Source organism: Salipiger mangrovisoli, from assembly GCF_015223355.1.
In the GTDB taxonomy this organism is placed as follows: Bacteria; Pseudomonadota; Alphaproteobacteria; order Rhodobacterales; family Rhodobacteraceae; genus Salipiger; species Salipiger mangrovisoli.
The window spans coordinates 170476-196477 of sequence record NZ_JADFFK010000006.1 but is presented as its reverse complement, the minus strand read 5'-3'; the positions used below and the strand labels follow the sequence as shown (position 1 = coordinate 196477).

At 67.3% G+C, this 26002-nt stretch carries 24 protein-coding genes; 3 read left to right on the top strand and 21 right to left on the bottom strand.

What is annotated here, in order from left to right:
• Positions 1-44: 44 nt before the first annotated feature.
• The 9 genes from IQ782_RS10010 to IQ782_RS09970 form a co-directional block, all read right to left on the bottom strand.
• Positions 45-614 carry a hypothetical protein gene (locus tag IQ782_RS10010; protein ID WP_194134493.1) on the bottom strand — a complete coding sequence of 190 codons (570 nt, stop codon included), beginning with the start codon at positions 612-614 and terminating at the stop codon, positions 45-47.
• Positions 615-755: 141 nt separating this feature from the next.
• Positions 756-1583: an IS5 family transposase gene (locus IQ782_RS10005; RefSeq protein ID WP_338092565.1), complete on the bottom strand. Its 828-nt coding sequence runs from the start codon at positions 1581-1583 to the stop codon at positions 756-758.
• Positions 1584-1836: 253 nt separating this feature from the next.
• Positions 1837-2589, bottom strand: a complete 753-nt coding sequence (locus IQ782_RS10000; protein ID WP_194134492.1) for an aspartate/glutamate racemase family protein — start codon at positions 2587-2589, stop codon at positions 1837-1839.
• Complete coding sequence (locus tag IQ782_RS09995) at positions 2589-3944, bottom strand: amidase (RefSeq protein ID WP_194134491.1); 1356 nt, start codon at positions 3942-3944, stop codon at positions 2589-2591. The genes IQ782_RS10000 and IQ782_RS09995 overlap by 1 nt, the downstream gene beginning before the upstream one ends.
• Positions 3941-4840 carry a polysaccharide deacetylase family protein gene (locus IQ782_RS09990; protein WP_194134490.1) on the bottom strand — a complete coding sequence of 300 codons (900 nt, stop codon included), beginning with the start codon at positions 4838-4840 and terminating at the stop codon, positions 3941-3943. Before IQ782_RS09990 ends, IQ782_RS09995 begins: the two co-directional genes overlap by 4 nt.
• A gap of 4 nt (positions 4841-4844) precedes the next feature.
• Positions 4845-5645 carry an ABC transporter permease gene (locus IQ782_RS09985; protein ID WP_194134489.1) on the bottom strand — a complete coding sequence of 267 codons (801 nt, stop codon included), beginning with the start codon at positions 5643-5645 and terminating at the stop codon, positions 4845-4847.
• Positions 5642-6472 (bottom strand): ABC transporter permease, encoded by an 831-nt coding sequence (locus IQ782_RS09980; RefSeq protein ID WP_194134488.1) that lies wholly within the window; start codon positions 6470-6472, stop codon positions 5642-5644. Before IQ782_RS09980 ends, IQ782_RS09985 begins: the two co-directional genes overlap by 4 nt.
• On the bottom strand, positions 6469-7560 hold the full coding sequence (locus IQ782_RS09975; RefSeq protein ID WP_194134487.1) for an ABC transporter ATP-binding protein: 1092 nt from the start codon (positions 7558-7560) through the stop codon (positions 6469-6471). The genes IQ782_RS09980 and IQ782_RS09975 overlap by 4 nt, the downstream gene beginning before the upstream one ends.
• A 13-nt stretch (positions 7561-7573) precedes the next feature.
• Positions 7574-8626 carry an extracellular solute-binding protein gene (locus IQ782_RS09970; RefSeq protein ID WP_194134486.1) on the bottom strand — a complete coding sequence of 351 codons (1053 nt, stop codon included), beginning with the start codon at positions 8624-8626 and terminating at the stop codon, positions 7574-7576.
• A gap of 214 nt (positions 8627-8840) precedes the next feature.
• On the opposite strand from IQ782_RS09970, the gene IQ782_RS09965 reads away from it, so the two are divergent.
• Positions 8841-10151, top strand: a complete 1311-nt coding sequence (locus tag IQ782_RS09965; RefSeq protein WP_194134485.1) for an amidohydrolase family protein — start codon at positions 8841-8843, stop codon at positions 10149-10151.
• 9 nt (positions 10152-10160) lie between these two features.
• On the opposite strand, the gene IQ782_RS09960 is transcribed toward IQ782_RS09965, so the two are convergent.
• The 12 genes from IQ782_RS09960 to IQ782_RS09905 all read right to left on the bottom strand — a co-directional run bounded on the left by IQ782_RS09960 (position 10161) and on the right by IQ782_RS09905 (position 22463).
• The gene (locus IQ782_RS09960; RefSeq protein ID WP_240989207.1) at positions 10161-10856 is read right to left on the bottom strand and encodes a GntR family transcriptional regulator; all 696 of its coding nucleotides are present in this window, start codon (positions 10854-10856) and stop codon (positions 10161-10163) included.
• A gap of 253 nt (positions 10857-11109) precedes the next feature.
• Entirely contained in the window at positions 11110-12084 is a 975-nt protein-coding gene (locus IQ782_RS09955; protein ID WP_194134483.1) for a class 1 fructose-bisphosphatase, read from the bottom strand.
• Positions 12085-12154: 70 nt separating this feature from the next.
• The gene (locus IQ782_RS30165) at positions 12155-14584 is read right to left on the bottom strand and encodes a Hint domain-containing protein (RefSeq protein ID WP_194134482.1); all 2430 of its coding nucleotides are present in this window, start codon (positions 14582-14584) and stop codon (positions 12155-12157) included.
• 172 nt (positions 14585-14756) lie between these two features.
• Complete coding sequence (locus IQ782_RS09945; RefSeq protein WP_194134481.1) at positions 14757-15140, bottom strand: RidA family protein; 384 nt, start codon at positions 15138-15140, stop codon at positions 14757-14759.
• On the bottom strand, positions 15137-15763 hold the full coding sequence (locus IQ782_RS09940; protein WP_194134480.1) for a TetR family transcriptional regulator C-terminal domain-containing protein: 627 nt from the start codon (positions 15761-15763) through the stop codon (positions 15137-15139). The genes IQ782_RS09945 and IQ782_RS09940 overlap by 4 nt, the downstream gene beginning before the upstream one ends.
• Positions 15738-16382, bottom strand: a complete 645-nt coding sequence (locus IQ782_RS09935; RefSeq protein WP_194134479.1) for an NAD(P)H-dependent oxidoreductase — start codon at positions 16380-16382, stop codon at positions 15738-15740. Before IQ782_RS09935 ends, IQ782_RS09940 begins: the two co-directional genes overlap by 26 nt.
• Before the next feature lie 18 nt (positions 16383-16400).
• A complete protein-coding gene (locus IQ782_RS09930; protein WP_194134478.1) occupies positions 16401-17411 on the bottom strand; it encodes an ABC transporter substrate-binding protein in 1011 nt (336 codons plus the stop codon).
• Between the two features lie 30 nt (positions 17412-17441).
• Positions 17442-18833, bottom strand: a complete 1392-nt coding sequence (locus IQ782_RS09925) for an FAD-binding oxidoreductase (RefSeq protein ID WP_194134477.1) — start codon at positions 18831-18833, stop codon at positions 17442-17444.
• On the bottom strand, positions 18830-19999 hold the full coding sequence (locus IQ782_RS09920) for an amidohydrolase family protein (RefSeq protein ID WP_194134476.1): 1170 nt from the start codon (positions 19997-19999) through the stop codon (positions 18830-18832). Before IQ782_RS09920 ends, IQ782_RS09925 begins: the two co-directional genes overlap by 4 nt.
• A gap of 3 nt (positions 20000-20002) precedes the next feature.
• Positions 20003-20866 carry an ABC transporter permease gene (locus tag IQ782_RS09915; RefSeq protein ID WP_240989206.1) on the bottom strand — a complete coding sequence of 288 codons (864 nt, stop codon included), beginning with the start codon at positions 20864-20866 and terminating at the stop codon, positions 20003-20005.
• Positions 20847-21650, bottom strand: coding sequence for an ABC transporter ATP-binding protein (locus tag IQ782_RS09910; RefSeq protein ID WP_194134475.1), 804 nt, complete (start codon positions 21648-21650; stop codon positions 20847-20849). The genes IQ782_RS09915 and IQ782_RS09910 overlap by 20 nt, the downstream gene beginning before the upstream one ends.
• Before the next feature lie 12 nt (positions 21651-21662).
• On the bottom strand, positions 21663-22463 hold the full coding sequence (locus IQ782_RS09905; protein WP_194134474.1) for a creatininase family protein: 801 nt from the start codon (positions 22461-22463) through the stop codon (positions 21663-21665).
• Positions 22464-22856: 393 nt separating this feature from the next.
• Between IQ782_RS09905 and IQ782_RS09900 the strand changes: the two genes are divergently transcribed.
• Both IQ782_RS09900 and IQ782_RS09895 read left to right on the top strand, forming a co-directional pair.
• Positions 22857-23777, top strand: coding sequence for an AraC family transcriptional regulator (locus tag IQ782_RS09900; RefSeq protein WP_194134473.1), 921 nt, complete (start codon positions 22857-22859; stop codon positions 23775-23777).
• Between the two features lie 35 nt (positions 23778-23812).
• Complete coding sequence (locus IQ782_RS09895) at positions 23813-25951, top strand: TonB-dependent receptor (RefSeq protein WP_194134472.1); 2139 nt, start codon at positions 23813-23815, stop codon at positions 25949-25951.
• The last annotated feature ends 51 nt before the right edge of the window (positions 25952-26002 follow it).

Genomic DNA, 26002 nt, shown 5'->3' with positions numbered 1-26002 from the left:
TCAGCCCGCGACGGGACCTCGGCGAACTCGATCAGAAGCGCACCCTAGGCGGGACTGTCCGCCTCGGGCAGAAGGCGGAGCACGTCGTCCGCGCTGTTGGAATAGCGGGCGTCCGCTTCCAGCAGCTGGGCGGGGGGCAGGGTGACACCGCCGAAAAGCCGGCCTTCCTGCCCGTTGCTGTCCTCCGTGCCGTCGCCATCGAGGTCACGATCTGAGCAGCGTGCGATCTCCGTGACGATTTGCGCGCCGTAGCTTCCGGCGGCGACGGGCAGGCTGACCGCCCCGCGCGCCGTGCCGAAATCCAGCGTGTCAAAGCCGGCATCGCCGTCAATCACCTTGCGCCCCGATCCCGCGACGATCCGGTCATCACCAACGCCCACTGAGACGGTGTCATTGCCCGAGCCGGGGACCAGCGGGTCGTCTCCGGCCGCCCCGATGAGGGTGTCATCGCCGCTGCCGCCCGACAGCATGTTCGCCAGTGCATCGCCAACCAGCTGATCGGCCGCCGCGCTGCCGACCGGGTTCTTTATCGAGACCAGACGGCCCATGCCGCCCGTGTCGCGGGCGGTGCCGCTGGCAAGCTTCGCCATCACCCCCGAGAAAGCCGTTGCCACCAGGCTGCCGTCCTGCGCACCGGACGCAGCCCAGGCGTAGGACGCAGTGTCGCTTCCCTCGCCGCCGAACAGGCTGTCGCCGCCGCTCGGCTCTGTTGCGCAAAGCGCGTGAAGCCCGAACTTCCCCTTCCCCAGACGCACTTATCCTACGGGATGTGTAACGGCTATGCCGAGCGCGGTGTAGCCGTTCGGGACGGCGGCGCGGATCTGAAGTTCTGCGACATGACAATCGAAATCGCGTGCCATTAGGCTCTGTCCCAGCAGCTTCACGCAATGCATCTTCGTCTCGACGCGGCGTCGGCGCTGATAGCCGGCCCATTTTTGCCGGATGGCGCGGCCAGGGTATTTCGACGCGCGCAGGGCCTCGTTCCGGGCGATGGCGCCCGCGGTCGAGGGCTTCCAGGACCTGGCGTTCTTGCGCGGCGGCATTGCAGCATGAGCGCCGCGGTCGGCGACGGCGTCATGGCACCTACGTGTATCGTAGACTCCGTCTGCGGTGGCCGAGCCGATTTCCACATCAGGCGGGATCTGGCTGAGCAGTTCGGGCAGCATGGGCGCGTCACCGACGTTGCTCCCAATGATCTCGAGGGCTCGGATCTCCAGCGTCTGTTCGTCGACGCCGATGTGGATTTTGCGCCATAGGCGGCGTTTCGCGCCACCATGTTTGCGAACGTGCCACGCGCCTTCGCCTTCGGCCTTGATGCCGGTGCTGTCGATCAGCAGTTTCAGCGGACCCTTCGAGCCGCGGTAGGGAATGGTCACGGCCAAGGCCTTCTGGCGCCGGCTCAAGGTGCTGAAATCCGGCACCGCACAGTCGAGCCCAACCAAGCGCAGGAGGCTTTCAACGAACCCGGTCGTCGGCGGTGGCACCCAGACCATGTCCGGATCGAACCAGATCGTCAGGAAGCCACGCTGTTTCAGCGCTTCGTTGTAGGCCGACCAGTTCTTGGTCTTGTAGCTCGGCGGGATGAGTCAACTCATGCAGACCGGCTACAACGTTGTATTCGCGAGATGAATACCTCATCCCGCCTTTACGTGACAAAGTTCCATGCCGGAATAAAATTCTGGATCAAATATCGCGACCATGACTGCTGACCTATTGGTCCGTGCTATCACGCTCGATGAAATTTTGCAGCCTTTGCACCTTGCGCAGGGCGGGCCGGGCCAGCCCTGCGGGCTAATTTTCGCGTCGCCTCGACAGGCCCTGCGGCTATCCTGCGTCTCACCCCGGCAGTGGGGATTCCGCTGCGATGATCCGGCTGAGCGCCGGCGATAGCCCTACCGATGACTTGCCGATGGGCCGGGACGCCCGGCTCGGCCCGGCGATCCGCAACGAGGCAAGGGCGAGCGCCTGCGCCGTCGCGGTGGCGATGGGGTCAATTACGACCGCCGGGACCTCGTCCGCGATCTCCGGCGCGAGTCCGGCCAGCGGTGCCCCCCCCAGGATGACCACATCCGCCCCGTCCTCGAGGGCCGCCGCGCGCGACAACTCGATCAGCGCGGCGCGCTGTGCGGTGCGGGCGTGCAGCACGTCGGGGGCGTGGCGCTGCGGCGTGCGCACCCCGGTGAACCGCTGCCCGAGACCCGTGGCCGCAACGCAGTCGCTGTACCAGCGGCGCATCACCGGCGAGAAGGTCACGATGGAGAAGCGCTCGCCCAGCATCGCCGCGGAGAGCACCGAGGCCTCGGCCATGCCGACCACCGGCACGTCGAAGATCTCGCGCGCGGCGATCAGGCCGGGATCGCCGAAAGCGGCGATCACCACGGCGTCGATGCCCTCGAGGTTCTCGGCGATCATCTCGAGCGCGACGCCCCCCGCAATCTGCGCCTCGGCGCGCGAGGCGATGTAGGGGAAGCCGCGCGTGGCGGTCAGCGGAACGATGTCGGCGCGCGTGCCGGCGAGTTGCCGCGCGATGGCGGCCATGCTGTCTGTCATCGCCTGGGTCATGTTCGGGTTGACGAGAAGCAGCCGCATCACGCGCCCCCCGGCTGCGCTGTCGTGGCGGGCGGCAGAAGCGGCGCGATTTCTGCCGCGAGCGCAAGCAGCTCCGCATCACGGCCCGGCGCGGTCATGATCTGCACGGCCAGCGGCAGGCCGTTGGCATCCGAGCCGCAAGGCAGCGTGATCGCCGGGCACCCGGCATGATTGAGCTGCGAGGTGAAGGCAGCGTGGTCGCGCGGTCCGCAAGGCGCGCCGCCGATGCTGGCCGGGGCGCTCAGTTCGACCGGCCAGGCGGCACAGGGGGTCGTTGGCGTGATCAGCGCTGCGTGGCGCGACAGGAAGTCCCGCAGGATCGTGCGAATGCGATGGCTGGCGTGATGCGCCTCGGCCACCGCGACGCCGCTCAGGGCAAGGCCGCTCTCGATCTGCGCGCCCAGGTCGGGGTCGATCCGCCCTGGTGCGGCGCGCCATTGCGCCCCGAAGAGCGCGGCAAGGCCCGCGTGCTGGAGCGGCATCACCGACATGCCGTCGAGCCCCTCCCAGTCCGGTGCCGCGGGGCCGGTCACATGACCGGCCCCGGCAATCGCCGCGATGCCCGCGTCAAAGGCCTCTGCCACGCCCCGATCCAGTTTCTGGCCAAGCCCGAAATCGGCGGAAAAGGCCAGGGGACCCCGCAACGGTTCCGCCGGCTCCAGATCCGCCAGGACCGCCATCGCAAGGCGGATGTCCGCGACCGTGCGGGCGAGCGGGGCGAGCACCGAGATGCCCCAGACCGGCTCGTCGAAGCCCGGACCATAGGGGATCAGATCCTGCGTCGGTTTCAGCCCGATGATCCCGACATGCGCAGGCGGGCGACGGCTGGAGCCGCCGGCATCCGTGCCAAGCGCCAGAGGCACGATGCCCCCGGCCACCGCCGCAACCGGCCCGCCCGAGGATCCGCCCGGCGTGCGCGACAGATCCAGAGGATTCCGCGTCATTCCGTAAAGCGGCGTGTTGGTCGATCCCTTGCAGGCGAATTCCGAGCAAGTGCCGATCCCGAGGATCACCGCCCCCGCCCGGCGCAGCCGTGCCACGGCCGTTGCATCCTGCGGCGCGATGAACCCCTCGAACAGCCGCGAGCCTTGGGTGATCGGCAGGTCCTTCACCCAGATGTTGTCCTTGATCACCACCGGCACCCCCGCCAGCGGCAGGTCCTCGCCCTCGGCCAGCCGCCGAGCGACCGTCTCGGCCTCGGCATCCAGCGCCGGGTTGATCAGCGTCAGCGCATTCAGCACCGGATTGCGCGCCGCGGCGCGGTCGCGGGCGGCGGCGGCCGCGGCCTGCGGGGTCACCGTCCCGTCGCGCACTTGTGTCGCGAGCTCTGTGGCGGAAAGATCCATGAGGTTCATGCACGTTGTCCCTGCGTCTGTGCCCAATGGGCGGCAATCTCGCGGCGCGGCGCGATCCAGACGCCACCGCGCGATGTCATGTGCGCGAGCACCTGTTCGAGCCCGGCAATTCGTCCCGGCCGTCCGATCAGCCGCAGGTGCAGGCCGACGGACATCATCCGCGCGACGCCGGCGCCCTCGGCGTAGAGCCGCTCGAAGGCCCCGATCACGTATTCCGAGAAATCCCGCGCCTGCACGAAGCCGCCGCCGGGCGAAAACCGCATGTCGTTGGTGTCGAAGGCATAGGGCAGGATGACATGCGTACCCTCGATGCGCGGGATGTCGTCGTCGTAGGCATCGCTGTCGTAGAGGAAATCCCCCCGCGCCTTCAGCAGCGCGCGGGTGTTGACCGAGGCCGAGGAGCGGGTGTGCCATCCCACGGGTGCAACGCCGCAGGCGCGGGTGATCGCGTCATGCGTCCGCGCGATGACCGCCTCTTCCTCGGCGCGCGCCATGTTGGCGTGGCGCTCCCAGAGCCAGCCGTGGCACGAGACCTCGTGCCCGTGCGCCACTGCGTCCCGCAGCAGCCACGGCGCGCGCTCGGCGGCGCGGCCGCATGTCGAGAAGGTCGCGCGCACCCCAACGCCCTCGAAGGCGCGGGCAATGCGGGCGTAGCCCTGCCGCGTGCCATAGGCAAAATGGGTCTCCATGCAGAGGTCGGGAGCCCCCACGACCTCCTCGCGGATCTCGTAGGTGGGCTCGTTGCGCGCATCGCCGTCGCCGATCGAAAATTCGGCCCCCTCCTCGACATTGACCACGAAGGAGACCGCGAGCCGCGCGCCTTCCGGCCAGCAGGAGGCGGGTTCGGCACCGAAATATCCCCGCAGGTCTCGGCGATCGGGTGTCTGGAATGTCATTGTGTCAGCCCTGGATCATGCGGTTGAGACCGACGGTACGCGCGCCGATGACCAGCACGAGGATCGCCAGCAGGATCAGCCCCGAGGACATGGCAGCCAGCGACGGATCGGGCTGTTCCTCGAGATATTGCAGCATCTTGATCGGCAGCGTCTTGTTGCGGGCGTCGGTCAGGAAAATCGAGATCGGATAGTTGTCCATCGAGGCAAGGAAAGCGAAGAGCCCCGAGGTGAGGTAGGCGGGCGCAAGGCTCGGCACCAGCACCTTTAGGATCGCCTTCGGATAGCTGAGGCCCAGCGTGCGGGCCGCGTCGATCAGCGAGAAGTCGAAGGCCGCCATCGAGGCCAGCAGCGTGCGCATCACGAAGGGCAGCGTGATGACGATATGCCCCAGCAGCAGCGACCAGTAAGCGTCGCGCAGGCCGATCTCGCGGAAGAACTGCAAGAGCGCGACGCCCAGCACCAGTCCCGGCATCATCAGCGGCGAGACGGCGAAGGTGGCGACGGCCTCGCGGCCCGGGAACTGGCCGCGCGTGACGGCGACCGCGGCGAGCGTGCCCAGCACCAGCGAGATCAACGTCGAGACCACCGCGAGGTTGACCGACAGCACGACGGCGTCCCAGAGCCCGCTGCGGTCGGCAAGCGAGCGGTACCAGCGCAGCGACCACTCGGGCGGCGGCAGCGTGTAGACCGGGGAAGAGGTGAAAGAGGCCGCGAGGGTGATCACGATGGGCAGCATCAGGAAGGCCACGCAGGCCAGCCCGACGATCCACGAGAGCGTGCGGAAGATGCGGTCCGTCTGGGTCATGTGCGGGCTCCCAGCCTGCGGGCCAGCCAGCTCGACAGCACGACCACCAGCACCGCGATGCCAAGCAGGACCGCCGAAATGGTCGAGCCGAGCGGCTCGTTGCGAAGATAGAGGAACGAGCGGGCGATCAGCATCGACAGCGTCTGCTGGCGCTCGCCGACGAGCAGCGAGGGGATCACGTACATCGACACCGCCAGCGAGAAGGTGAAGGCCGAGCCCGCGACGACGCCGGGCAGGGTCAGCGGCAGCGTGACGTTGAAGAAGCGGAACATCGGTGTCGCCCCCAGCGAGGCGGCGGCCTCGGGCAGGCGCTGGTCGAGCTGGCGCACCACCGCGTAGATCGGCAGCACCATGAAGGGCAGGAAGACATTCGCCGCCCCGACCACCAGCGCGGCCTCGGTGAACATCATGCGCATCGGCTTGTCGATCACTCCAAGCCATTGCAGCGCCCCGTTCAGCGCGCCGTTGGCCCGGAAGAGGATCGACCAGGCAAAGGCCTTGACCACCACGCCGAGCGACATGGGCAGCACCATCGCCACGAGGAAGACGGTCAGCCAGCCTCCCCTCGCGCGGCTCATGGCGAAGGCGGTGGGATAGGCGATGGCCAGCGCCAGCAGCGTGGTCAACGCCGCCACCCGCAGCGTCCGCCAGAGCACCCGCATGTTGTAGTCATCGGCGAAGAAGGCGCGGTACTCGGTCAGCGAGACCCCCTCGGGCGTCTGCACCGATTTCGCCAGCAGCAGCACCAGCGGCAGCGCGTAGACCACGGCCAGAAAGCCGAGCGCAGGCACTGCCAGCAGCGTGATGCGGTCGATGCGCAGGCTCATGCCTCGCCCCCGTAGACCAGCGTGTCGGCCACCTCCCAGCCGAGCGTCACGGACTCGCCGCGGGCCAGGCCGGAGCGGATGCCGGACAGTTCGCAGAGGATCCGGTCGCCCTCGGCCGCGCGCCCGTGGAGCACGGTCTTCGAGCCCAGCACCATCGCGTCCTCGAGCGTAACGGTCAGGCTGTTCTCGCCCTGCCCGACCGAGATGAGCTCGGGGCGCACGCCGACCATTGCCTGCGCGCCCACCGGCAAATCTCCCGCGGCCCGCAGACTGCCGTAGGGGCTTTCGATTTGCAGCATCCCACCGGCAGCCGCGGTGACGCGCCCCGACACGCGGGTCGACAGGCCGACGAAATCCATGACGAAAGGCGAGGCCGGCCGCGCGTAGAGCGTCGAGGGATCGGCGAACTGCTCGATCTTGCCGGTGTTCATCACCGCGATCCGGTCCGAGACGCCCATCGCCTCCTCCTGGTCGTGGGTGACGAAGATCGCCGTGATGCCGCGGTCGCGCAGCAGCGATTTCAGCTCGACCTGCATGGTCTCGCGCAGCTTGCGGTCAAGCGCCGAGAAGGGCTCGTCGAGCAGCAGCAGGTCCGGTCGGACAACCAGGGCGCGGGCCACGGCGACGCGCTGCTGCTGGCCGCCCGAGAGCGCCGATATCGGCCGCTCGGCAAAGCTTTCCATCCGCACGAGGCGCAAAGCCTCGGCGACCGGACCGGCAATCTCTGCCTTGGGCGTGCCGCGGGCGCGCAGGCCGAAGGCGACATTCTCGGCCACCGTCAGATGCGGAAACAGCGCGTAGTTCTGGAACACCACCGACACGTTGCGCCTGTGCGCCGGGAAGCGGCTGATGTCGCGGCCGCCCAGCACCACCGAGCCCTCGTCGGCCTCCATCAGCCCGGCGATGATGCGCAGCAGCGTGGTCTTGCCACAACCCGAGGGACCGAGCAGAGAGACAAGCTCTCCGCGGTCCACCCGGAAGTTCATGCCGGACATGACGCGGGTGCCCTTGAAGGATTTGGCAACGCCCCAGACGTCGAGGTAACGGCGGTCGCCGGGCGTGCGCTCTTGTGCCCTGTCCTGTGCCATGTCCAGCATCGTCTCAGAGCGCCATCAGCTTGTCGAAGCGCTCGATCCACTCGCGCCGATTGGCCGCGACGAAGGCCCAGTCGGGGCTGTAGATCTCGACACCGTCGGGAATAACCGCGCCAGCCTTGACCGTGGTGTTGGCCGGAACCGAGGAAGCGAAATCGGCGATGGCGGCCTGCATCTTCGCGCCCAGCATCTCGTTGACATAGGCCGCGGCCAGCTCGCCATTCGGCCCACCCTTCACCAGGCAGATGCCCGAAGGCATGGCGAAGATGCCCTCCTGCGGTGCCGCCAGATCCACGGGCACGCCCTCGGCCTTGCGCGGCAAGGTGTAGGACGAGAAATTCCCCGACAGCAGCGTGATCTCGCCCTGCTCGAGCAGGTTGAACGCCTGGCTCATGGTCGAATAGACCGACAGCAGGTTCGGCTTCAGCTCCTCCAGCTTGGCGAAGGCTGCCTCGATGTCGTATTGCGCCTCGGAGAAGGGCTTGCCCGAGCCGAGCATGGCCGCCACGAAGAGCGTCCACATGCCTTCGGTGTTCTGCAGCGAGGGGATGATCACCTGCCCCGCGTTCTGCGCGTCCCAGAGCGCCCCCCACGACGGCACGCCCTCGGCGTAGTCGGTGTTGTAGGCGATGCCCGCCCAGGGCTGGACGTAGTTGCACCACATGCCGTCCATATGCACCGCGTCGCCGCGCAGGTCGGTCATGTTCGGCACCGCATCGGCAGTGATCGGCGTCAGCAGGTCGGCATCCACCGCCTGGATCATCACCGGATCATCCATCTGCACGACCGACAGGTAGGGATTGTCCTTGTTGGAGGCCATCTTCTCGAGGTTGACCGAGGACTTGGTACCTTCGAACAGGATGTCGGCACCGATCACCTCCTTCATGTGCGGCACAACGATCTCTTCCATCCAGGCGGTGTGCGATCCGGCGCAGCCGATCACCAGCTCGGACGATTGCGCCCGCAGCAGGGCGGGCGCGGCGAGCGTTCCGGCGGCCGCGTAGGCCGAGGTCTTCAGAAGCGAGCGGCGCGTTATGCCGCGGGGTGCAAGGCGAGTCATGAGGTGTCCTTCTCTGTCGGTTGCACGGCTCGGTGGCCGCGGTGGGGCCGGTTCTTCTGCCGGATGTCAAAATGGAATGCCATTTGACTTATGCGGATATCCCGCCCAAGTTCCGAAGAAATTCCACGTTAAGCCGCGCCTTTTTCAATTCTGCCCGAAGAATGTGCGCCTATCCCGGCGCTCTGCCCCTCTCTTGCACCGAAGGAAAACCAAAATGGCATCCCATATCAGAAACATCGCTCTGCTGACACCCGACTCGGGCTTGCGCAGGGGGCTCGACCTGATTGTCGGCGACGATGGCAGGGTGGCCGACATCGGACGGGCTTTGCCCCCTGCGCCCGGAGCCGAGATCATCGACGGGCGCGGGGCGCTCTGTCTTCCGGGTCTGGTGAACTCCCACAACCATTCGCCGCTGATGATCGTACGGGGGATGATCGAGGATGTGAGTTTTGCCCCGGCCTACACGCCCGGCGTGCCGCAGGGTCACTGGCTGTCGGACGAGGAGACGCTCGCCCTCGCCCGGCTCGGCGTCATGGAAATGCTCTGCGCCGGGGCCACCACCATTGTCGATTACTACCGCTGCCCCGAGGCTCTTGCGCAGGCGGCGCATGAGTTGGGTCTGCGGGCGATGGTCGGCGGCCGGGTCATGGACATGGACAGCGCCGCGCTCGCAGAGGGACGCTTTGCCCGCGACGAGGCGCTTGGCGAGGCGACACTTGGCGCGGCCCTGGCTTTGCAGGAGACATGGGACGGCAAGGGCCGGATCAGCACGATCCTCGCACCCCATGCGCCCGACAGCTGCTCGCGCGAGATGTTCCTTCGGATGCGCGATCTTGCCGAGACCAGCGGCAAGCAGATCCACACGCACCTCAGCCAGTCGCAGATGGAAGTGGACCAGCTGCGCGCCCGCGAGGGCATGACCCCGACCGAGTTCCTGGAGGACGTGGGCGTGCTTTCGCCCGATCTCATCGCCGCGCATTGCATCTTCATGAGCGACAGCGACATCGCCCGTTTCGGCGCGGCGGGGGCGGTCGTTGCCCATGCACCCATCGGCAACGCCAGCTTCGGCGCGGCGGCGCCGATCAAGGCGCTGCTCGAGGCCGGGGCGACGATCACCCTATGCACCGACACGAAGTCGGCCGACATGTTCGAGGCCATGCGCATGGCGCTTGCAAGCGCCCGCTGGAAGGCCGGCATGTCCTTCGACTTTGACGCGGCGCAGGTTTTCGGCTGGGCAACGCAGGGTGGTGCCGCGGCGCTGCGCGGCCATGCGGCAACCGGCACGCTGACCATCGGCGATCCCGCGGATCTCATCCTGCTCGATCCAGATGCGCCGAACCTGCGCCCGCAGATCGACGGCGCGGGCATCGTGGTGCACTCGGCCAATGCGGGCAATGTGACCGACGTGATGGTCGAAGGTGACTGGCTGGTGCGCCATCGCCGCCCGACGCGGGCCGACATGACCGAGGTGGTTCAGACCGCGCAGCAGGTCTGCGAAGGACTCTGGCGGCGTGCCAGGGGCTGAGGGCGGGTCCTAGGCTGTTTCCGCCTCCAGCATCGCGGCAAAACTCTCGCCGGTGTGCTGGAGGTGCTGGCGCCACACCCTGGCCGCCGCGACCTCGTCGCCGCTGCGCAGGGCCTCCATCAGCGCCTCGTGCTCCGCGACCGACTGCGCCAGCCGGTCCGGGTTGTGGATCGCCACGAACCGGCCGTAGCGCGCGCGGGCGATCAGCCGCTTGTGCGCATCATGGATCACCGGGTTGCCGCAGGCCGCGACGACGAAATCGTGGATCTCGCTGTTGGTGTCGAAATAGTCGGTCTGATTGCCGATCTTGTAGTAGGTCATCATGCGCGCGTGCATCTCCTCGATCTCATCGAGCAGCTCGGGAGTGAGGGTGCGCGCCAGCCGTTCCGCCGCGAGGCTTTCGAGCGAGGCGATCACTTCGAAGAGCTGCCGCGCTTCCTCTGCGCTGCACCGCACGACCTGCGCGCCCTTGTTGCGCGAGATCTCGATCAGCCCGTCCTGGTGCAGCAGCTTCAGCGCCTCGCGCACCGGCGTGCGCGACAGGTCGAGTTCGGCGGAAATCCGGCGCTCCACCAAGCGCGAGCCCGGCGGATAGACCCCTTTGACAATCCGGTCCCGCAGGACATCCGCCACCCATTGCGCGATTGCGGTCGGGGATTCCGACGCCGGAGGCAGGGCGGGGACATCTGGCAGAAGATCGGTCAAGGCAAGGACGCTCGCGTTAGCGGAATATTGGCATCCCATCTTGTCGAAACACCTCGCCGATGCAAGCGCCCTGCACCGGCGCCCTGCCCTCTTCAAGCGATCCGAACAGCGTATTGCGCGCCAATGTTGGTTCTTGGCCACGCATGCCGCGGCCTGCCGGTGCGCATCGCGCCGATGAACGGGCGACACATTCTTGGAATGCCATTGGTCCAATCCCGGCCGGCCGGCGTGGCAGGCCAGGACCCGTCCAGCCTCAGCCGTGCGTGGCGATATAGGCTTCTATGCACTGCACTTCCTCGACCGATCCGAAGATCAGCGGACAGAAGCCATGCGGTTCTTGCGGTACCAGCTCGAGGATGCGCCGGCGTCCGTCGGTGGCCCGGCCCCCGGCCTGCTCGACCATGAACGCGATTGGGATCGCCTCGTAGGCCAAGCGCAGCCGGCCCTGCTCGTAGCCCTTGCGCCCGTCCTGCGGATAGAGGAACGCCCCGCCCTTCAACATGATGCGGTGCAGGTCGCCCACCGCCGCGGCCAGCCAGCGCATGTTGTAGTTCTTGCCAAGTGGACCATCCTTGCCCGCGCGCATGTCGCTGGCATAGGCGCGCAGCCCTGGTGCCCAGTGCCGCTCGTTCGAGGCATTGACCGCGATCATCGAGGTGGCCGCCTTGAGACGGATGTTTTCGGCGGTCACCCGGAAATCCCCGGCGCGGCGGTCGAGCGTGGCGATATGCACCCCGTCGCCGAGCGACCAGGCGAAATCCACCGAATGGCCGAAGCAGGCATATCCCGCCGCGACGGCCTCGGTTCCGGGGCGACGGAAACTGCCGTCACCTGCGGGATAGACCACGAAAAGCATCCCGAGCAGCGCGCAGATGCCGATCGAGCCGGACCCGTCGATCGGGTCCATCGCCACATCGAACTCGCCCTCGGGGTCGAGCGTCACCACCGCCTCGGCCTCCTCGGACAGCACGTGGCGGATGTTGCAGCCGGAAAGCGCCCGCAGCATGTGCTCATGCGCGCCGACATCCAGCGCCTTCTGCGCATCGCCGCTCTCATTGTCGCCGACAATCTTTGCCGGATCGCCGGTCAGCAGACCCTCTGCCAGCCGGTCGGCAATCGGCGGCAGCGCCTCGGCGATATGCCGCACGATGCGCGCCGCCCCGCTGTCGGTAAGCTGCGTGTGCAGGGCCGCACCCCGCGGCGGATGGTCGTTCGGGAGGGTCAGCATGTTCGGTCGTCCTGTCTTTGGTCGCGCGCCCCGGTGTAGCGCCCTGCGCCGCCGGAGGGAATGCTTCGCCTCAGGCTTTGATCCGTAGCCCCTCGTCCGCGTGCGGACCCGTCAGCAGCGGCAGCATCGGCCCCTCGCCTTCGCGCACGTCGGCACCGGAGAGCACCGGCAAGGCCGGCGGCCCGTAAAGCGCACTGACCGGCTGCGTGCCCCAGATCGCGGGCGCCAGATGCGGCATGACCCCGGCGAGTTCGATCTGCGCGCGCCGACCAAGGGCGCGCAATGCCGTGGGGCCGGGCCAGAGACTTTCGACCAGCACCCCGCCGGCGTTGAGCAAGGCGTGCGCGGGCAGCAGCAAGTGGTGGTACCCCACGCCGCGAGCGCCGCGTGCCACGCGCACCCGCGTGCCGCGCCGCTCGGCGAGATGCCCGGCCCGCACCAGCGCCGCCCGACCGGACCCCGGCTCGGTGACGGCGATACAGTGCTGCCGCGACAGCCGCAGCTCGCAACGGTTGCCAAGGGCACCTTGCTGGACCACCACGGGGGCGAGCATCGGGTCGGCCTCGATCTCCTCGGCGCTGACGTGGCGGGCCCCGGCCCAGAGGATCGGCTGCGCGCCGGTCTCGGTCATCACCAGATCACCCGCGCACAGCGCCTCGACCGGGGTCCATCCGCCCGGAGTGGCCAGGAGCGTGCCGCTGACCAGGCAGGGCACCCCCATGGCGTGCAGTGTCTCGTCCGACATCACGCTTGCCGGCGAGACCCCCAACAGCACAACGCTTTCCCCGGTGGGGAAGGTCAGCACCGCATTGCCCGACCCATCGTCGGAGACAGAGATGTCCCAGGTGTTGACGGTCTCGCCGTCGGAATCGCGCAGCGCGCTGGTGTTGAGCTGGTCGGTGGTCCGGGCCCCGTCCAGCGTCATGTCGAAATCGGTGACCGTGTCGCTGCCACCGCCCGGCGCGAAGACATAGCTGTCGCTGCCGTCGCCGCCGGTCAGAAGGTCGTCGCCCGCCCCGCCCGCGAGCGTGTCGTCGCCGCTGCCGCCCTCAAGGCTGTCGGCGCCACTGCCGCCGGTCAGGCTGTCGTCACCGGACATACCGTAGAGTTGCTGGTCACTGTCGCTCGTCGCGGCATCGATCGTATCGCTGCCGGTGCCACCGACGACCTGCTCGATGCTCCAGAAATGACCCGTAGAGGTCCCGCTACCGACGCTGTAATTGCCGAACTCCCACCCCTCGAAGGTGACCGTGACGGGATCGGAAGCCCAGAAGAAGTCGAGCGCGTCGACGTCGGAATCATCGCCATCCTCGCCAGCGTAGATGGTGTCATTTCCGTCGGCATTGCCTATGAAGAAACGGTCCGAGCCCCCCTCGCCCCACATCGTGTCGTCGCCGGTTCCGGCCCAGAGGGTGTCATTGCCCTCGCCGCCGTTCATCGAGTCGTTGCCGTCATCGCCCGAGATGTTGTCGTCGCCGTCACCGCCCCAAAGCGAATCCGCCCCGACCCCGCCCCAGAGCGAGTCGTTCCCGGCGCCGCCATCAAGCGTGTCGCTGCCGTCTTCACCGTAGAGGACATCGACGCCGTCGCCGCCCTTGAGGACATCGTCGCCAATGCCGCCCCAGAGTTGGTCGTCGCCGAGCCCCCCCTCGATGCTGTCGTTGTCGGCTTCTCCCCAGACGGTGTCATTGCCCTCGCCGGCGAAGATCGTGTCGTTGCCGTCGCCGGCGTAGATCAGGTCGTTCCCGGCACCGCCCTCGATGCTGTCGTCGTCGCCCTCGCCGTAGATCGTGTCGTTGCCCTCGTCGCCGTAGAGGGTGTCGTTGCCCCAGCCACCGTAGATCAGGTCATCGCCGGCACCGCCGTAGATCAGGTTCGCACCGTAGTATTGCGCGCCTTTGATGTCGTCGATGTAGTCGTTGCCGTCGCCGCCGTAGACGGTGTCGTTGCCCTCGCCGTAGATCAGCGTGTCGTTGCCGCCTCCGCCCGAGATGACGTCGTCCCCGGAGCCGCCATCGAGCGATTCCGAGAAGCTTCCGCCGGTCATCGTGTTGGGATCGTCGCGCTCGTAGGCTTGGCTGTTGAAACTGCTGTAGGCCACGCCCTCGGCGGGGACCGAGGTGCCGCCGACGTAGGTGTAGGTCACCCCCGGCGTGATCGGCGCGTCGGTGACATATCCGAGCGGGCTGCCGTAGCCCTCGATCCACATCTCGTAGACATGAATGGTGCTGCCATCGGGCGCGGTGACTATGTTGGCGCTGCCGATGTAGAGCTTGCCCGAGGTGATGAGCGCGCCACTGGCATCGGTGGCCGTAGCGGTCTGCTCGCTGGCGTCGAGAGCGCCGCCGCCGCCGGTCAGGTAGTCGTCATCGTCGGTGACAACGATGGTCACCCGTTCGGACTGCTCCCAGTCCGAGCGGACGTAGGCCCCGCCGACGCCGTTCTCGACCACCGTACGGTAGTCGGTCGTGCCAAAGGCACTTAACGTATAACTCGTCACAACACTGCCTCTCGAATGGAAGCGCGGCCGCTGTTACCCGACCGTTGGGCCACCTCTTTCACGCGTTGCGCAAAGACGCAACGTCAGGCAGGGGCTGCGTATCCGCAGCGGCAATGCCGCGCGGAGCATGTTGCATGAAAGTGTCTAATTTCGCATTAAGTCACGGCGGGACTCAGCCGCGGCGCAGCGCAAGAGCCTCGATTTCGACAAGGAACTCGGGCCGCGTGAAGCCCGATACGATCATCAGGGTCGAGGCCGGCTTCACCTCAAGCTCGGCGCAAGCACGGTCGCGGGCGGCCATGTAGCCCGGCATGTCCTCGCGCCGGGTGACGAAGGCAGAGAAGCGCAACACGTCCGAAAAATCCAGTCCATCCTCGGCGAGGATCGCGCGCAGCGCGGCGAAAACGACATCGGCCTGCGCCTCTACGCCCTCGGGAATGGTGCCGTCCGACCGCAGCGCCAGCTGGCCCGAGGTCGCCACCACCGGTCCGGCGGCGATGCCATGCGAGTAGTGCCCGAAGGGCGCTGCGATCGCGGTCGGGGTCAGTGCCTTCATGCGGGGTTTCCTTCTTCTGTCAGACCCGCACGCGCGAGAAACATCTGCACCGCCTCTGCCGCGATCCGCTCGAAATCCATCTTTGCACCGGGCTCGACGCCAAGCACTCGGCGGCTCTGAAGTTCGTAGTCGGCGTAGTGCTGGGTCACCGCCCAGATGTTCATCATGAAGAGCAGCGGGTCGACCGGGTTCATCCGGCCCTCGTCGATCCAGCGCTGGATCACCGCAGTGCCCGCCTGCACCGAGGCGTGCAGCCCCTCCCATTTGCCGCCCATCTCCGGTGCTCCGCGGCCCAGTTCCTGCAGAAAGAGGCGCGAGGCCTCGGGGCAGTCGAGCGCCAGCCGCAGCTTCAGTCGAACATAGCCGGAGATCACCTCGGCCGGATCGTCGGACTCGCCGACGAAGAAGATGTCGCGCCACTCGCCGATGATCCCGTCCAGCACCTCGCGGTAGAGGTCCTCCTTCGAGGTGATGTAATAGTGTAGCTGCGCCTTGGTGATCCCGGCGGCCTTGGCCAGCTGCTGGGTCGAGGTACCCGACAGCCCGGTGCTGGCGAACTCGCGCAGCGCCGCCTCGCGGATGGCGTCGTGGATTTCTTTACGCTTCAGATGTGCGGCGCTCATCGTCTTTCCCCTTGCTTGCCGGTTCGCCGAACCGGGACAGACGCATGCCGACCTTTCCGAGAAAGGCCTTCAGGTCGCTTGGCTTGCGGTGATTCATGTCGTGTAGCTGCAACCAGGTCACCCGGCAACGCGGGTGGAACAGCACCCGGAAACCCCGCGCCAGCATTGACCTGCCGGGGTCGCGGATCAGCCGCAGCCACCACCAGGGCGAGCCCGAGGTGGTGATCACCGCGAAATGGCGGATGTTCTGCAGGCAGCCCGTGGCCCGCTTCTTGCGAGCGCCGGCCACGTCGAAGGCGACGCCGGGAAGCCAGACCCGTTCCATCCAGCCCTTGAGGATGGCGGGCGGGCCGTACATCCAGGTGGGATAGACAAGGACCAGCCCCTCGGCCCGGCGCAGCGCCGCGACGTGTGGCGCGACCCTGGCGATGAGCCGGTCGGTGTTCGGAATGTAGTCGGCCCAGTCCTCGGCACTGAGAACCGGATCGAAGCCTTCGGCATAGAGGTCGATCACCTCGACCTCGTGCCCGGCCCGCAAGAGGGTCTCGCGGGCCGTGGCAAGAAGGGCGGCACCGTAGCTTTCCCGGCCCGGATGGGCAAAGACGATCAGGACGCGCACGGCACCACCCTTTCCGGCTCAGTTCGCCTCGGCGGCGGTCTTGATCTCGATGCCGTGGCGCTTGTTGACGAAGGAGGTATCGGCCACCTTGCTCAGGTCGAGGTCCCCTTCCTCGAGAATGCCGCTGTTCACCGCGGTCTCGTAGAAGTCGGCGATGCGCGCGTCGGTCATCGCGCCAATGCCAAGCTCGAGCGCGTCGCCGCTGTCGATGATGCCAAGCTCGCGCACCTGCGCCATTTCGGCGTCGAGCTTCTCGACCGTCAGCTCGGGGTTGGCGGCGATGATCGCCTCGTAGCCGGCGGTGTGATCGCCGTAGAGGAAGGTGTACCAGCCCTCGATCGAGGCATCGACGAAGCGCTGCACCAGCTCGGGGTTCTCGTCGATCATCTGCTGACGGGTCTCGATGGTGGTGGCATAGGTGTTCCAGCCGTAATCCGCCATCAGGTAGGTCGCCACATCCGCACCCTCGGCCGCGGCATAGAGAGGCTCGGCGGTGGCATAGGCCTGCTGCACCATCTTCTCGTCGCTCAGGAACTGCGCGAGGTTGTAGCCGTAAGGGCGGACCTGCTCGTCGCGGAAGCCGAAGTCCTGCACCATCCACTTCCAGTAGGAGAACTGGCCGTCCTTGGACAGCAGAATCTCGGGCGCGGTGCTCAGGTCTTCCCAGCTCTCGTAAGCGCCTTCATGCGCGATCAGTGCCTGCGGATCCTTCTGGAAGATCGCCGCGACGACGGTGGTCGGGATGCCGTTGCGCACGTTGTCGAACGAGAGCAGCAGGTTGCCCGCCATCAGGAAGTCGAGCTTGCCGGCGATCAGCATGGGACGGTTGTTCACCTGCGGGCCACCCTGGCGGATCTCGACCTCAAGTCCGTATTTCTCGTAGGTGCCGTCCGCCAGCGCCTGGTAGAAGCCGCCGTGGCCGCCCTGCGCCAGCCAGTTGGTGCCGAAGACGACCTTGTCGCCGGCGAAGGCCGCAGATGCCGCGAGCGAAGCCGCCAGCGCGGTCAGGGAAACGGAGAGAGTTTTCATGAGTTTGGTCCTGTCGGTAGAAGGGTCTCGTTATGCGCTGCGCGCCATTTCGGGGCGCCAGCCCCGGGTCTTGCCCGGGTTCATCAGCCCGTAGGGATCGGCCAGCTTCTTGAAGTCGATCTGCGCCGTGTCGATCGTTTTCATGCCGCCATCCTCGATGGTGACCACATGCGGGTCGAAGATCGTGCACCCGTCTGCTTCCAGTTCCGCGATCAGCGCGTACATCTCGTCCTTGCCGCGGAAGCGCACCAGCGGCAGGGCGAAGATCTGGATCTCGCCGTCCTGCCGCGCCATCTCGTGGTGCCAGAACATCTCGTCGCCGTAGCGGTCCATCTGGCGCATCACCAGATCGATGTCGAAGGGACGCGGATAGGCGACCTGCAGGTAGGTCCAGCCCTTGTCCACCTTCAGCGCCTGCAGAGTCGTGTGGTTCCAGCCGCATTCATAGGCGGGCTGCAGGCGATTGGCGTGGATCTCCTCCATGGTCATGGCAAAGGAGATCGTTGCGCCCTCGGCCTCGGCCCGCGCGCGGAAACGCTCGATGTCCGACGGGGCGACCATGGCGAAGACCGCGTCGCGGTCCTCGGGGAAATAGCCCTCGAACTTGCGGTAATAGGGCGCGAAGCGGCGCTCGACCGGGGTCAGCAGGTAGCAGTCGAGACCATCCTCCTGCGCGGCGGTGGCAAAGCGCAGCGCCTTGTCGTAGCCGTCGAAGAGCGCCGCGGTGTGCAGCCAATCGGTCGAGGGGGTGAGCGCCAGCCCGACCTCCAGCACGATGCCATTGGTGCCATAGGCGTGGTGCACCTTCTGCACGTCTTGCCCGCGCAGCTCGATCACCTGCGGCTCTTCCTCCAGCGTCAGCACCTTGAGATAGGTCAGATTGCCCTCGTCGCGCAGCATGCCGTGGCGCAGCGAGCCGATGCCGCCCGAGCCACCCGCGATGAAGCCGCCGATCGTGGCAAGGCTGCGGGTCGAGGGATACATCGTCAGCTCCTGCCCGGTCTCGCGCGCCGCGTCGTCGAGCTTCGACATGCGGATGCCCGCCTCGACATGCGCATGGCCGGGGGTGATCTCGAGAATGCGGTTGAGGCGCGTCAGATCGATGACCAGCCCGCCGTCGAGCGGCACGCATTGACCGTAGTTGCCGGTGCCGCCACCACGCAGCGTGACAGGAACCTTGTGGCGCGCAGCGGCCGCGGCGACGCGGATCACCTCGTCCTGATCCTGCGGGATCACCACCAGCTCGGCGCGCTTGTCCTTCAGCTCGGCGTCAAGGATCGGGCTGTACCAGAAGTAGTCTTTCGAGCGCGCTTCGAGCGCGCGGTCGTCGTCGTAGAAGCGCAGCCCGTCAAGGTCCTGCCGCAGCGCGGCGAGCGCCTCGGTGTGGCGGCCCAGCGGGGCGGCGAGGTGGGTGTCGGTCATGCGAAGTCTCCGGGGGTCTCGGGGATGGGGGCGCCATCGCGCCAGACGGTGCGGACCGCGCGCGGGCGGTTCAGCGCATCGTCGAGGCCGGTGGCGGCGATATGGATGAAGTCGGCGGAAGCGCCCGCCTTGATGGCGACGTCATGACCGAGCCACTGCGCCGGGGTCTCGGTGACGCTTGTCAGCCATCCCTGCGGGTCGAGGTGCCCCGCCAGAACGGCCATGCGGTAGACGTCGAAAAGATCGTAGTCGCCCTGCGGGTAGAAGGGATCGCACACGTTGTCCGAGGCCAGCATCACCGGCATCCCCGCCGCGCGCGCCTCGTGCACCGGGGCGAGCCCCCGCAGCCGCGGCGTGCGGCCGGGCGTGGCATCTTGCAGAAAGGCGTTGGTCGTCGGCAAGGTGCAGAGCGCCATGCCTGCCTCCCCTGACCGGCCCAGAAGATCAGCCACCGCGCCCTCGGGACGCACCGAGAGCGAACAGCAATGGCCGACCAAAACCCGGCCCGCCATGCCCCGCGCCTCGGTCTCGTGCAGGATCGCGTCGAGCCCCTGCGCCTCCGGGTCCAGCCCCTCATCGACGTGGAAGTCGAGGTGCAGGTCGTGTTTCTCTGCCAGATCGAAAACCGCGCGCAGCTTCCCGGGAATATCCTCGTTGCGGTAGACGAAGGCACCCAGCACGGCGCCGCTCCCGGCGATCTCCTGCGCGATCCGGTCGCCGAATTCGGCGAAGGCATCCAGGGGTGTCAGCGTGGCAAGCTGCAAATCAACACTGCCGCGCCATTCCTCGGCCAGCCCGCGCAGAGCGGCAAGCGCCTCGGGCACCTCGGCCTCGGTCCAGTCGACGTGGCTGCGCATCGCCTTGGTGCCATTGGCAAAGGCTCGCCGCAGGCCGCGCGCGGCGCGCTGGCGGAGGTCATCCGCGGTCCAGTTCGGCTTGTCCCCGGCCATCAGCTCGATGGCCTCGTGCAGCGATTGCGGGCGGCTCGGCACCCGCGCGGCGGTGAAGGTCTTGTCGAGGTGGACATGCGCGTCGGCGAAGCAGGGCAGCAGCAGACCGCCCCCCTGCCCGTCCGATGGGGTGAGGGCGGCGATGCGCCCCCCCTCCAGCGTCACGTCCCAATATCCATCGCGCCCGGTCAGCGCGACGCCGGTCAACGTGGTCATCGCTCAGCCCTGCCGCTTGATCTCGCTCTCGTGCCAGTGACTGAGCACCGCGCGCGAGAGCCAGGAGGTGGCGAGGAAGATCAGGATGCCCAGCATCGACACCAGCAAGAGCGCGGCGAACATGCGGGGGATCTCGTTGCGGAAGCTCGACTCGAGGATGCGCGAGGCCAGACCGGTGTTCTGTCCGGCGGTGCCGGCGACGAACTCGGCCACCACCGCGCCGATCAGCGCGAGGCCGCCTGCAATCTTCAGCGCGGCCATGAAGTAGGGCAGCGCCGAGGGGATCAGCAGGTAGCGCAGGCGCTGCCACTTTGTCGCGCCGTAGAGCGAGAAGAGGTCGCGCAGGTTGTGGTCGGCGCTGCGCATGCCGATCGCGGTGTTCGACAGGATCGGGAAGAAGGCGACGATCCAGGCGCAGATCAGCAGCGCCGCGAAAGTGCTGTCGACGTAGATGAGGATCAGCGGTGCGATGGCCACGACCGGCGTCACCTGCAGGATCACCGCGAAGGGAAAGAGGCTCATCTCGATGGTGCGAGACAGGGCAAAGACCATCCCCAGCGCCACCCCACCGATGATCGCGAGCCCCAGCGAGAGCAGCGTCAGCTTGACGGTGAACCACGCGCTCGACAGCAGCGACGGGCCGTCTTTCCACAGCGTCTCGAGAATAAGGCTCGGCGCCGGGATCAGGTAATGCGGGATCTCGTTGTAGCGCACGAGGAATTCCCAGAGGCCGAGCGCGGCGAGCAGAGCGAGGCTGGGCATCAGGATGCGCATCCGGCGCTCGCGACGGGCGGCGCGCAGCGCCGGATCCTCCGAGGGTGCGGCCTGCGGGGCCATGGTCACGGGGTCAGTGGTTGAGGTCGACATCGTCCATGGTCCCTTCGAGTGCGTCGGACACGAGACGGCAGGTCTCGGCGTATTCGGGCGTGGTGCGGTAGTGCGCGTCGCGCCTGGCGGCATCGGGCAGCGCCATGTCGTGCACCACGCGGCCCGGGCGCGGCGCCATGACCACCACACGGCTCGACAGGTAGACGCTCTCGAACACCGAGTGGGTGACGAAGATCACCGTCAGCCCGTTGCGCCGCCAGAGGTTCAGCACGTCGTTGTTGAGCTTGAAGCGCGTCATCTCGTCGAGCGCAGCGAAGGGCTCGTCCATCAGCAGCAGCTTCGGCTTGGTCACCATGGCGCGGGCGATCGAGACGCGCATCTTCATGCCCCCCGAAAGCTCGCGCGGGTAGCTGCCGCCGAACTTGGCAAGGCCGACCATCTCGAGCGCCTCGGTCACCTGCGCCTCGGCCTGGCGGCGGCTCAGCCCGCGCAGCTTCAGCGGCAGGTAGACGTTGTCGAAAACCGTGGCCCAGGGCATCAGCGTCGGCTCCTGGAAGACGAAGCTGACATCGCCCCCCTGCACGCCCTTCCCCGGCGCGTGGCCGTTCACCGTGATCTGCCCCGACGAGGGCGCGAGAAGCCCCGAGATCATGCGCAGCGCGGTGGACTTGCCGCAGCCCGACGGGCCGAGCAGGCTGACGAACTCTCCCTGCCGGATGGTGAGGTCCATGTCCTGCAACGCCAGCGTTCCATTGTCGAAGCGCTTGAAGACGTGGGACATCTCGATCTGCGCAGCGCCCTGCGCGGAGGTGTCGAGAGGCATGGGCAGGTCTCCTTACCAGTCGGGATGCGTGTCGAGGCGCGACAGCGGCGCGCGGTGGATCTCTTCGAAGATCTGGGTGAGCCGGGCAACCGCGTGATCGAGCGTCGCCTCGCCCTTCTCGGCGCTGGCCAGATGGGCCTCGCCGCAGGCCCCGGCGCTGCTGAGGTCCTGCGTCAGCCAGGCGGGCTTCGCCGGGCCGGGCAGCGCGATCGAGGGAGTGTCCGTGGCCCAGATCTCGGCCTGGGACGGGAAGTCACGGGCATGGGACATGTCGACGTTCGCGGCATCGAGCGCCAGCATGACCGAGGTTTCCATGTCGCCGGCGTGGATGCCGTGGCGCAACTCGCGCTCGGAATAAATGCCTTCGGGCATCCCCGCGGCGAACCAGCTCAGGGCAAAGGCCATCATCCGATGCTTCTCGCGCAGCTCGCGGGCGACGATCTCCATCGCCGGAATATTGCCGCCATGACCGTTGAGCAGGACGATCTTGCGCACACCCGAACGCGCCACGCAGGCACCGATCTCTGTCCAGACGCGCAGCAGCGTTTCGGCCGAAAGGGTCAGGCTGCCGGGATAGGCGCTGTGTTCGTTGCTCTTGGTCACCGCCTGTGTCGGCAGGAAGACCACCGGGATATGATCGGGCAGCCTGCCTGCAAGGCGCGAGACCAGCCCCTCGACGGTCGCGGTATCGACCGACATCGGCAGATGCGGGCCGTGCTGCTCGATGGCGCCGAGCGGCAACACCGCGATCAGCCGCTCGCGGTCGAGCGCGGCAAACTCCCTGCTGCTGAAATCCGCCCAGTATCGTTTCATGCCCTGCCCTCTTCGACTGCGCTCGCCGCACCGCAGCGATATGCCGCGTCATAGCAAGTGATCAAACCAAATGGTATGAAAAATCCCGAGCAAAAGCGAGGACCTTGGGTCTTCGAGGGGACGCGCCGCAAATGTTGCCTCAGAATTGTGCATTTACGCGACCTTCGCATCCTGAAGCGCCGGGCGCTCATCCCGAACGGGAGCCCCGCCAAGCGCGAATCGCATTCGTGCAGGCCGCCTGCGCAACTTGCTTGACTAAAGTTGTCGGAAATTGATACTGAGCCGTAGCCACCCGGCCAACCACCGGGCCGCCCTTCCCGAAACGTTCCCGAGACTCCCCTGCGCGCCATCGCCCGCAGATTGCAGCCCCCCGCCCGACCGACGCGAGCCGCCATGACCTTCATGCCCCGCATGACATCGCAGACCCAGGCCATCCACACCACCCGCCCGCTGCGCTGGCGGCGCTGGGAGGGTGCGATCGCCGATGTCTGGCACGTGCATGGCGCGGCAGGTGGCGGCGGCTTCTACCGCTCTCCCGATCCGCGGCTGGTGATCTTTCTGGATGCGCCTCGCTCGCTGCGCCTGCGCACCACGCCGGAGGGACCCTGGATGGAAGGCATAGGTGCCTTTTACATCCCCGCCGGCATGCCGCTCTGGAGCGCCTTGCTCGAAGACCGCGACTACGCGCACCTCGACTTCCACCTCGAGCAAGACGCCTTGGCGCAGCGTCTGCGCGGCGCGGGCGGGCAGCGCAGGATGGACGAGGCGCATTTCCTGTCCGGAGCCGAGCGCACCGGCATGATTGCAGGGCTGCTTGCCGAAGAGGTACAGACCCCTTCGCGCCCCGATGTGATGCTCGACGGGCTGCTTTCGGCCCTGCTGTGCGAGGTCCTCGACCTAGGCGCGACCGACGCCGAGCCGCGGCGCGGGGGACTCCCGCCGCATATCATTCGCGAGTTGCGCAGCCATGCACTGTCGGCGCTGCACCGGCGCATCGAGGTTGCCGAACTCGCCAAGTTGGCGGGTCTTTCCGAAAGCTGGCTCACGCGCGCCTTCAAGCAGAGCCTCGGAACGACGCCGCAGCGCTGGCTGACACAGCTTCGGGTCGAAACCGCCATGGGGCTGATGACCGACACGCGGCTTGGCCTTGCCGAGATCGCCGCCGAGGTGGGGTTCGCCGACCAGGCACATCTCACCCGGAGCTTCCGCACCGCCCAGGGCGAGACCCCCGGCGCCTGGCGAAAGGCAAGAACGCGCGCGATTGCGACAAATCACGGCGGTCTGGTTCAATCGCACAACCAAATCCCGAGATAAATACTCGGAAAAAATTCCGTATCGTGGGACGTCTCATGACCAGTTCTCTCCGCCTGTCCTATCTGGCGAGCGCCAGCCTGCTTGCCCTTGCCGGCGCCGTGCAGGCGCAATCCACCGCAGACCTCTTCGACCTCGGCGAGCTCGTGCTCGAGGGTGCCTATGACCCCTCGGACCCGGTGCCCGGCTATGTCGCCACCACGGCGCAGACCGCCACCAAGACCGGCACGCCGATCCTCGAGACGCCGCAGTCGATCTCGGTGATCACCGGAGCGCAGATCGAGGACCAGGGCGCAACCACGCTCGGCGACACGCTGGGCTACACCGCCGGGGTCACCGCCCAGCCCTACGGCACCGACCCGCGCTTCGACGCGCCCACCATCCGCGGCTTCGACGGCGGCGACGCGCAGTACCTGAACGGGTTGCGCATCCTGCGCGACTTCGGCGCGCCCTCCTTCGAGATCTACTCGCTGGAGCGGATCGAGGTGCTGAAGGGCCCGGCCTCGGTGCTCTATGGCTCGGGCATCCCGGGCGGGGTGATCAACCAGGTGCAGAAGCGCGCGCAGTTCCTCAGCTTCGGCGAGGCGGGCGTCGGCGTCGGCGATCCCAAGGCCACCGAGGCCTTCGTCGATTACAACCACGCCTTCTCGGACACTTTCGCCGCCCGCGTCACCGCGGTCGCCCGCGAAAGCGAGGAGGACGTCGAGGAGCTGGAAAACAGCCGCCAGTACCTCGGGCTCGCCACCCGCTGGGAGCCGACCGAGCAGACCTCGCTGCAATTCCTCGGCTCGTGGCAGAAAGACAGCCCGATCACCCCGACCGGCGTGCCCTACGGGCTGATCGGCGAGGAGGATGACGAGGATCTGCGCGACTATTACGGCGGTGACACCGACGTCGACGAGAGCGACCGCCGGGTGCTCAATCTCGGCTTCGAGCTGGCGCAGGAGATCAACCGGGACTGGAGCGCCGAGGCGAGCTTCCGCTACCAGAAGTTCGACTGGGACTTCACCGGCTACAACGTCTCCACCGCAATGAGCGGCTACGGCCTCGTCAACCGGGTGGTCACCAAGCAGCACGAAGACAACTTCACCCAGAACCTCGACCTGCGGATCAAGGGCCATGCCGAGACCGGCGACGTGGCGCATGCCCTGCTCTTCGGGCTCGACCTGCGCCGCTACGGCATGGATGACGAGACGCGGTTCTACTACCCCGGCGAAACCCCCTTCCCGGCGCATCCCGACGACAGTGCCGGACTGCCCGCCGCCGGCTACGTGCAACAGCGCGACCTGACGCTGACGCAGGTCGGGGTCTACGCGCAGGACGAGATGGCGATCGGCAACTGGCGCGCCTCGCTGGCACTGCGCCACGACTGGGCCGAGCAGAGCGGCGATGTCGCCCTGACCCAGTGGGATGCCGCCACCTCGGCGATGAAGACCACCACCTACGACGCCGACCGCAAGGACGAGGCGACCACCGGCCGCGCCGGGCTGTCCTACCTCTTCGCCAACGGCGTCGCGCCCTACCTCAGCTACACCACCTCCTTCGACCCCGAACTCGGCACCGACTACCTTGGCAAGACCTACGAGCCGACCACCGGCAAGCAGTGGGAGCTGGGGGTGAAGTACCAGCCGCTCGGCTTCAACGGCTTTTTCGGCGCGGCGCTCTACGAGCTGACGCAGGAGAACGTGAAGGCCGCCTCGAGCGACAGCGAGCACGCCTATTCGCAGATCGGCGAGGTGCGCTCGCAGGGGCTCGAGCTTGAAGGCACGGTTGACCTAGAGAATGGCTGGACGCTGCGCGGCGCCTATACCCGCAACCTCACCGAACAGACCAAGGGCGACAACGAGGGCAAGCAACTGCCCAACGCGCCGCTGCACAACGCCAGCCTCTGGGCCAACTACAGCTTCGCGCCCGATGCCGCGCTGGCCGGGCTCACCCTCGGGGGCGGGGCGCGCTACATCGGCGAGCGCTACGGCGACGCGCCGAACGCCATGGCGCTCGACTCGGTCACCCTGTTCGACCTGCAGGCCTCCTACGCGATCACCGAGGACATGCAGCTCTCGGTCAACGTCAGCAACCTGACCGACGAGGCCTATGTCGCCTCCTGCACCCAGTACTACGGCTGCTACTACGGCGACGGCCGCACCGTGCAGGCGCGCCTGACCTACAAGTGGTGACCCGAAATACCTGACAACCGGAGGCCCCGCGTCTAAGGATGCGGGGCCTCT

Excerpts from the sequence above, each read along its gene's own strand:
- IQ782_RS09905 (WP_194134474.1), bottom strand. The coding sequence starts at position 22,463 with ATGAAACGATACTGGGCGGATTTCAGCAGCAGGGAGTTTGCCGCGCTC.
- IQ782_RS09975 (WP_194134487.1), bottom strand. The coding sequence starts at position 7,560 with ATGGCACAGGACAGGGCACAAGAGCGCACGCCCGGCGACCGCCGTTAC.
- IQ782_RS09940 (WP_194134480.1), bottom strand. The coding sequence starts at position 15,763 with ATGAGCGCCGCACATCTGAAGCGTAAAGAAATCCACGACGCCATCCGC.
- IQ782_RS09970 (WP_194134486.1), bottom strand. The coding sequence starts at position 8,626 with ATGACTCGCCTTGCACCCCGCGGCATAACGCGCCGCTCGCTTCTGAAG.
- IQ782_RS09925 (WP_194134477.1), bottom strand. The coding sequence starts at position 18,833 with ATGACCGACACCCACCTCGCCGCCCCGCTGGGCCGCCACACCGAGGCG.
- IQ782_RS09915 (WP_240989206.1), bottom strand. The coding sequence starts at position 20,866 with ATGTCGACCTCAACCACTGACCCCGTGACCATGGCCCCGCAGGCCGCA.
- IQ782_RS09930 (WP_194134478.1), bottom strand. The coding sequence starts at position 17,411 with ATGAAAACTCTCTCCGTTTCCCTGACCGCGCTGGCGGCTTCGCTCGCG.
- IQ782_RS09910 (WP_194134475.1), bottom strand. The coding sequence starts at position 21,650 with ATGCCTCTCGACACCTCCGCGCAGGGCGCTGCGCAGATCGAGATGTCC.
- IQ782_RS09990 (WP_194134490.1), bottom strand. The coding sequence starts at position 4,840 with ATGACATTCCAGACACCCGATCGCCGAGACCTGCGGGGATATTTCGGT.
- IQ782_RS09920 (WP_194134476.1), bottom strand. The coding sequence starts at position 19,999 with ATGACCACGTTGACCGGCGTCGCGCTGACCGGGCGCGATGGATATTGG.
- IQ782_RS09965 (WP_194134485.1), top strand. The coding sequence starts at position 8,841 with ATGGCATCCCATATCAGAAACATCGCTCTGCTGACACCCGACTCGGGC.
- IQ782_RS09900 (WP_194134473.1), top strand. The coding sequence starts at position 22,857 with ATGACCTTCATGCCCCGCATGACATCGCAGACCCAGGCCATCCACACC.
- IQ782_RS09995 (WP_194134491.1), bottom strand. The coding sequence starts at position 3,944 with ATGAACCTCATGGATCTTTCCGCCACAGAGCTCGCGACACAAGTGCGC.
- IQ782_RS09980 (WP_194134488.1), bottom strand. The coding sequence starts at position 6,472 with ATGAGCCTGCGCATCGACCGCATCACGCTGCTGGCAGTGCCTGCGCTC.
- IQ782_RS09895 (WP_194134472.1), top strand. The coding sequence starts at position 23,813 with ATGACCAGTTCTCTCCGCCTGTCCTATCTGGCGAGCGCCAGCCTGCTT.
- IQ782_RS10000 (WP_194134492.1), bottom strand. The coding sequence starts at position 2,589 with ATGCGGCTGCTTCTCGTCAACCCGAACATGACCCAGGCGATGACAGAC.
- IQ782_RS09985 (WP_194134489.1), bottom strand. The coding sequence starts at position 5,645 with ATGACCCAGACGGACCGCATCTTCCGCACGCTCTCGTGGATCGTCGGG.
- IQ782_RS09945 (WP_194134481.1), bottom strand. The coding sequence starts at position 15,140 with ATGAAGGCACTGACCCCGACCGCGATCGCAGCGCCCTTCGGGCACTAC.
- IQ782_RS09955 (WP_194134483.1), bottom strand. The coding sequence starts at position 12,084 with ATGCTGACCCTCCCGAACGACCATCCGCCGCGGGGTGCGGCCCTGCAC.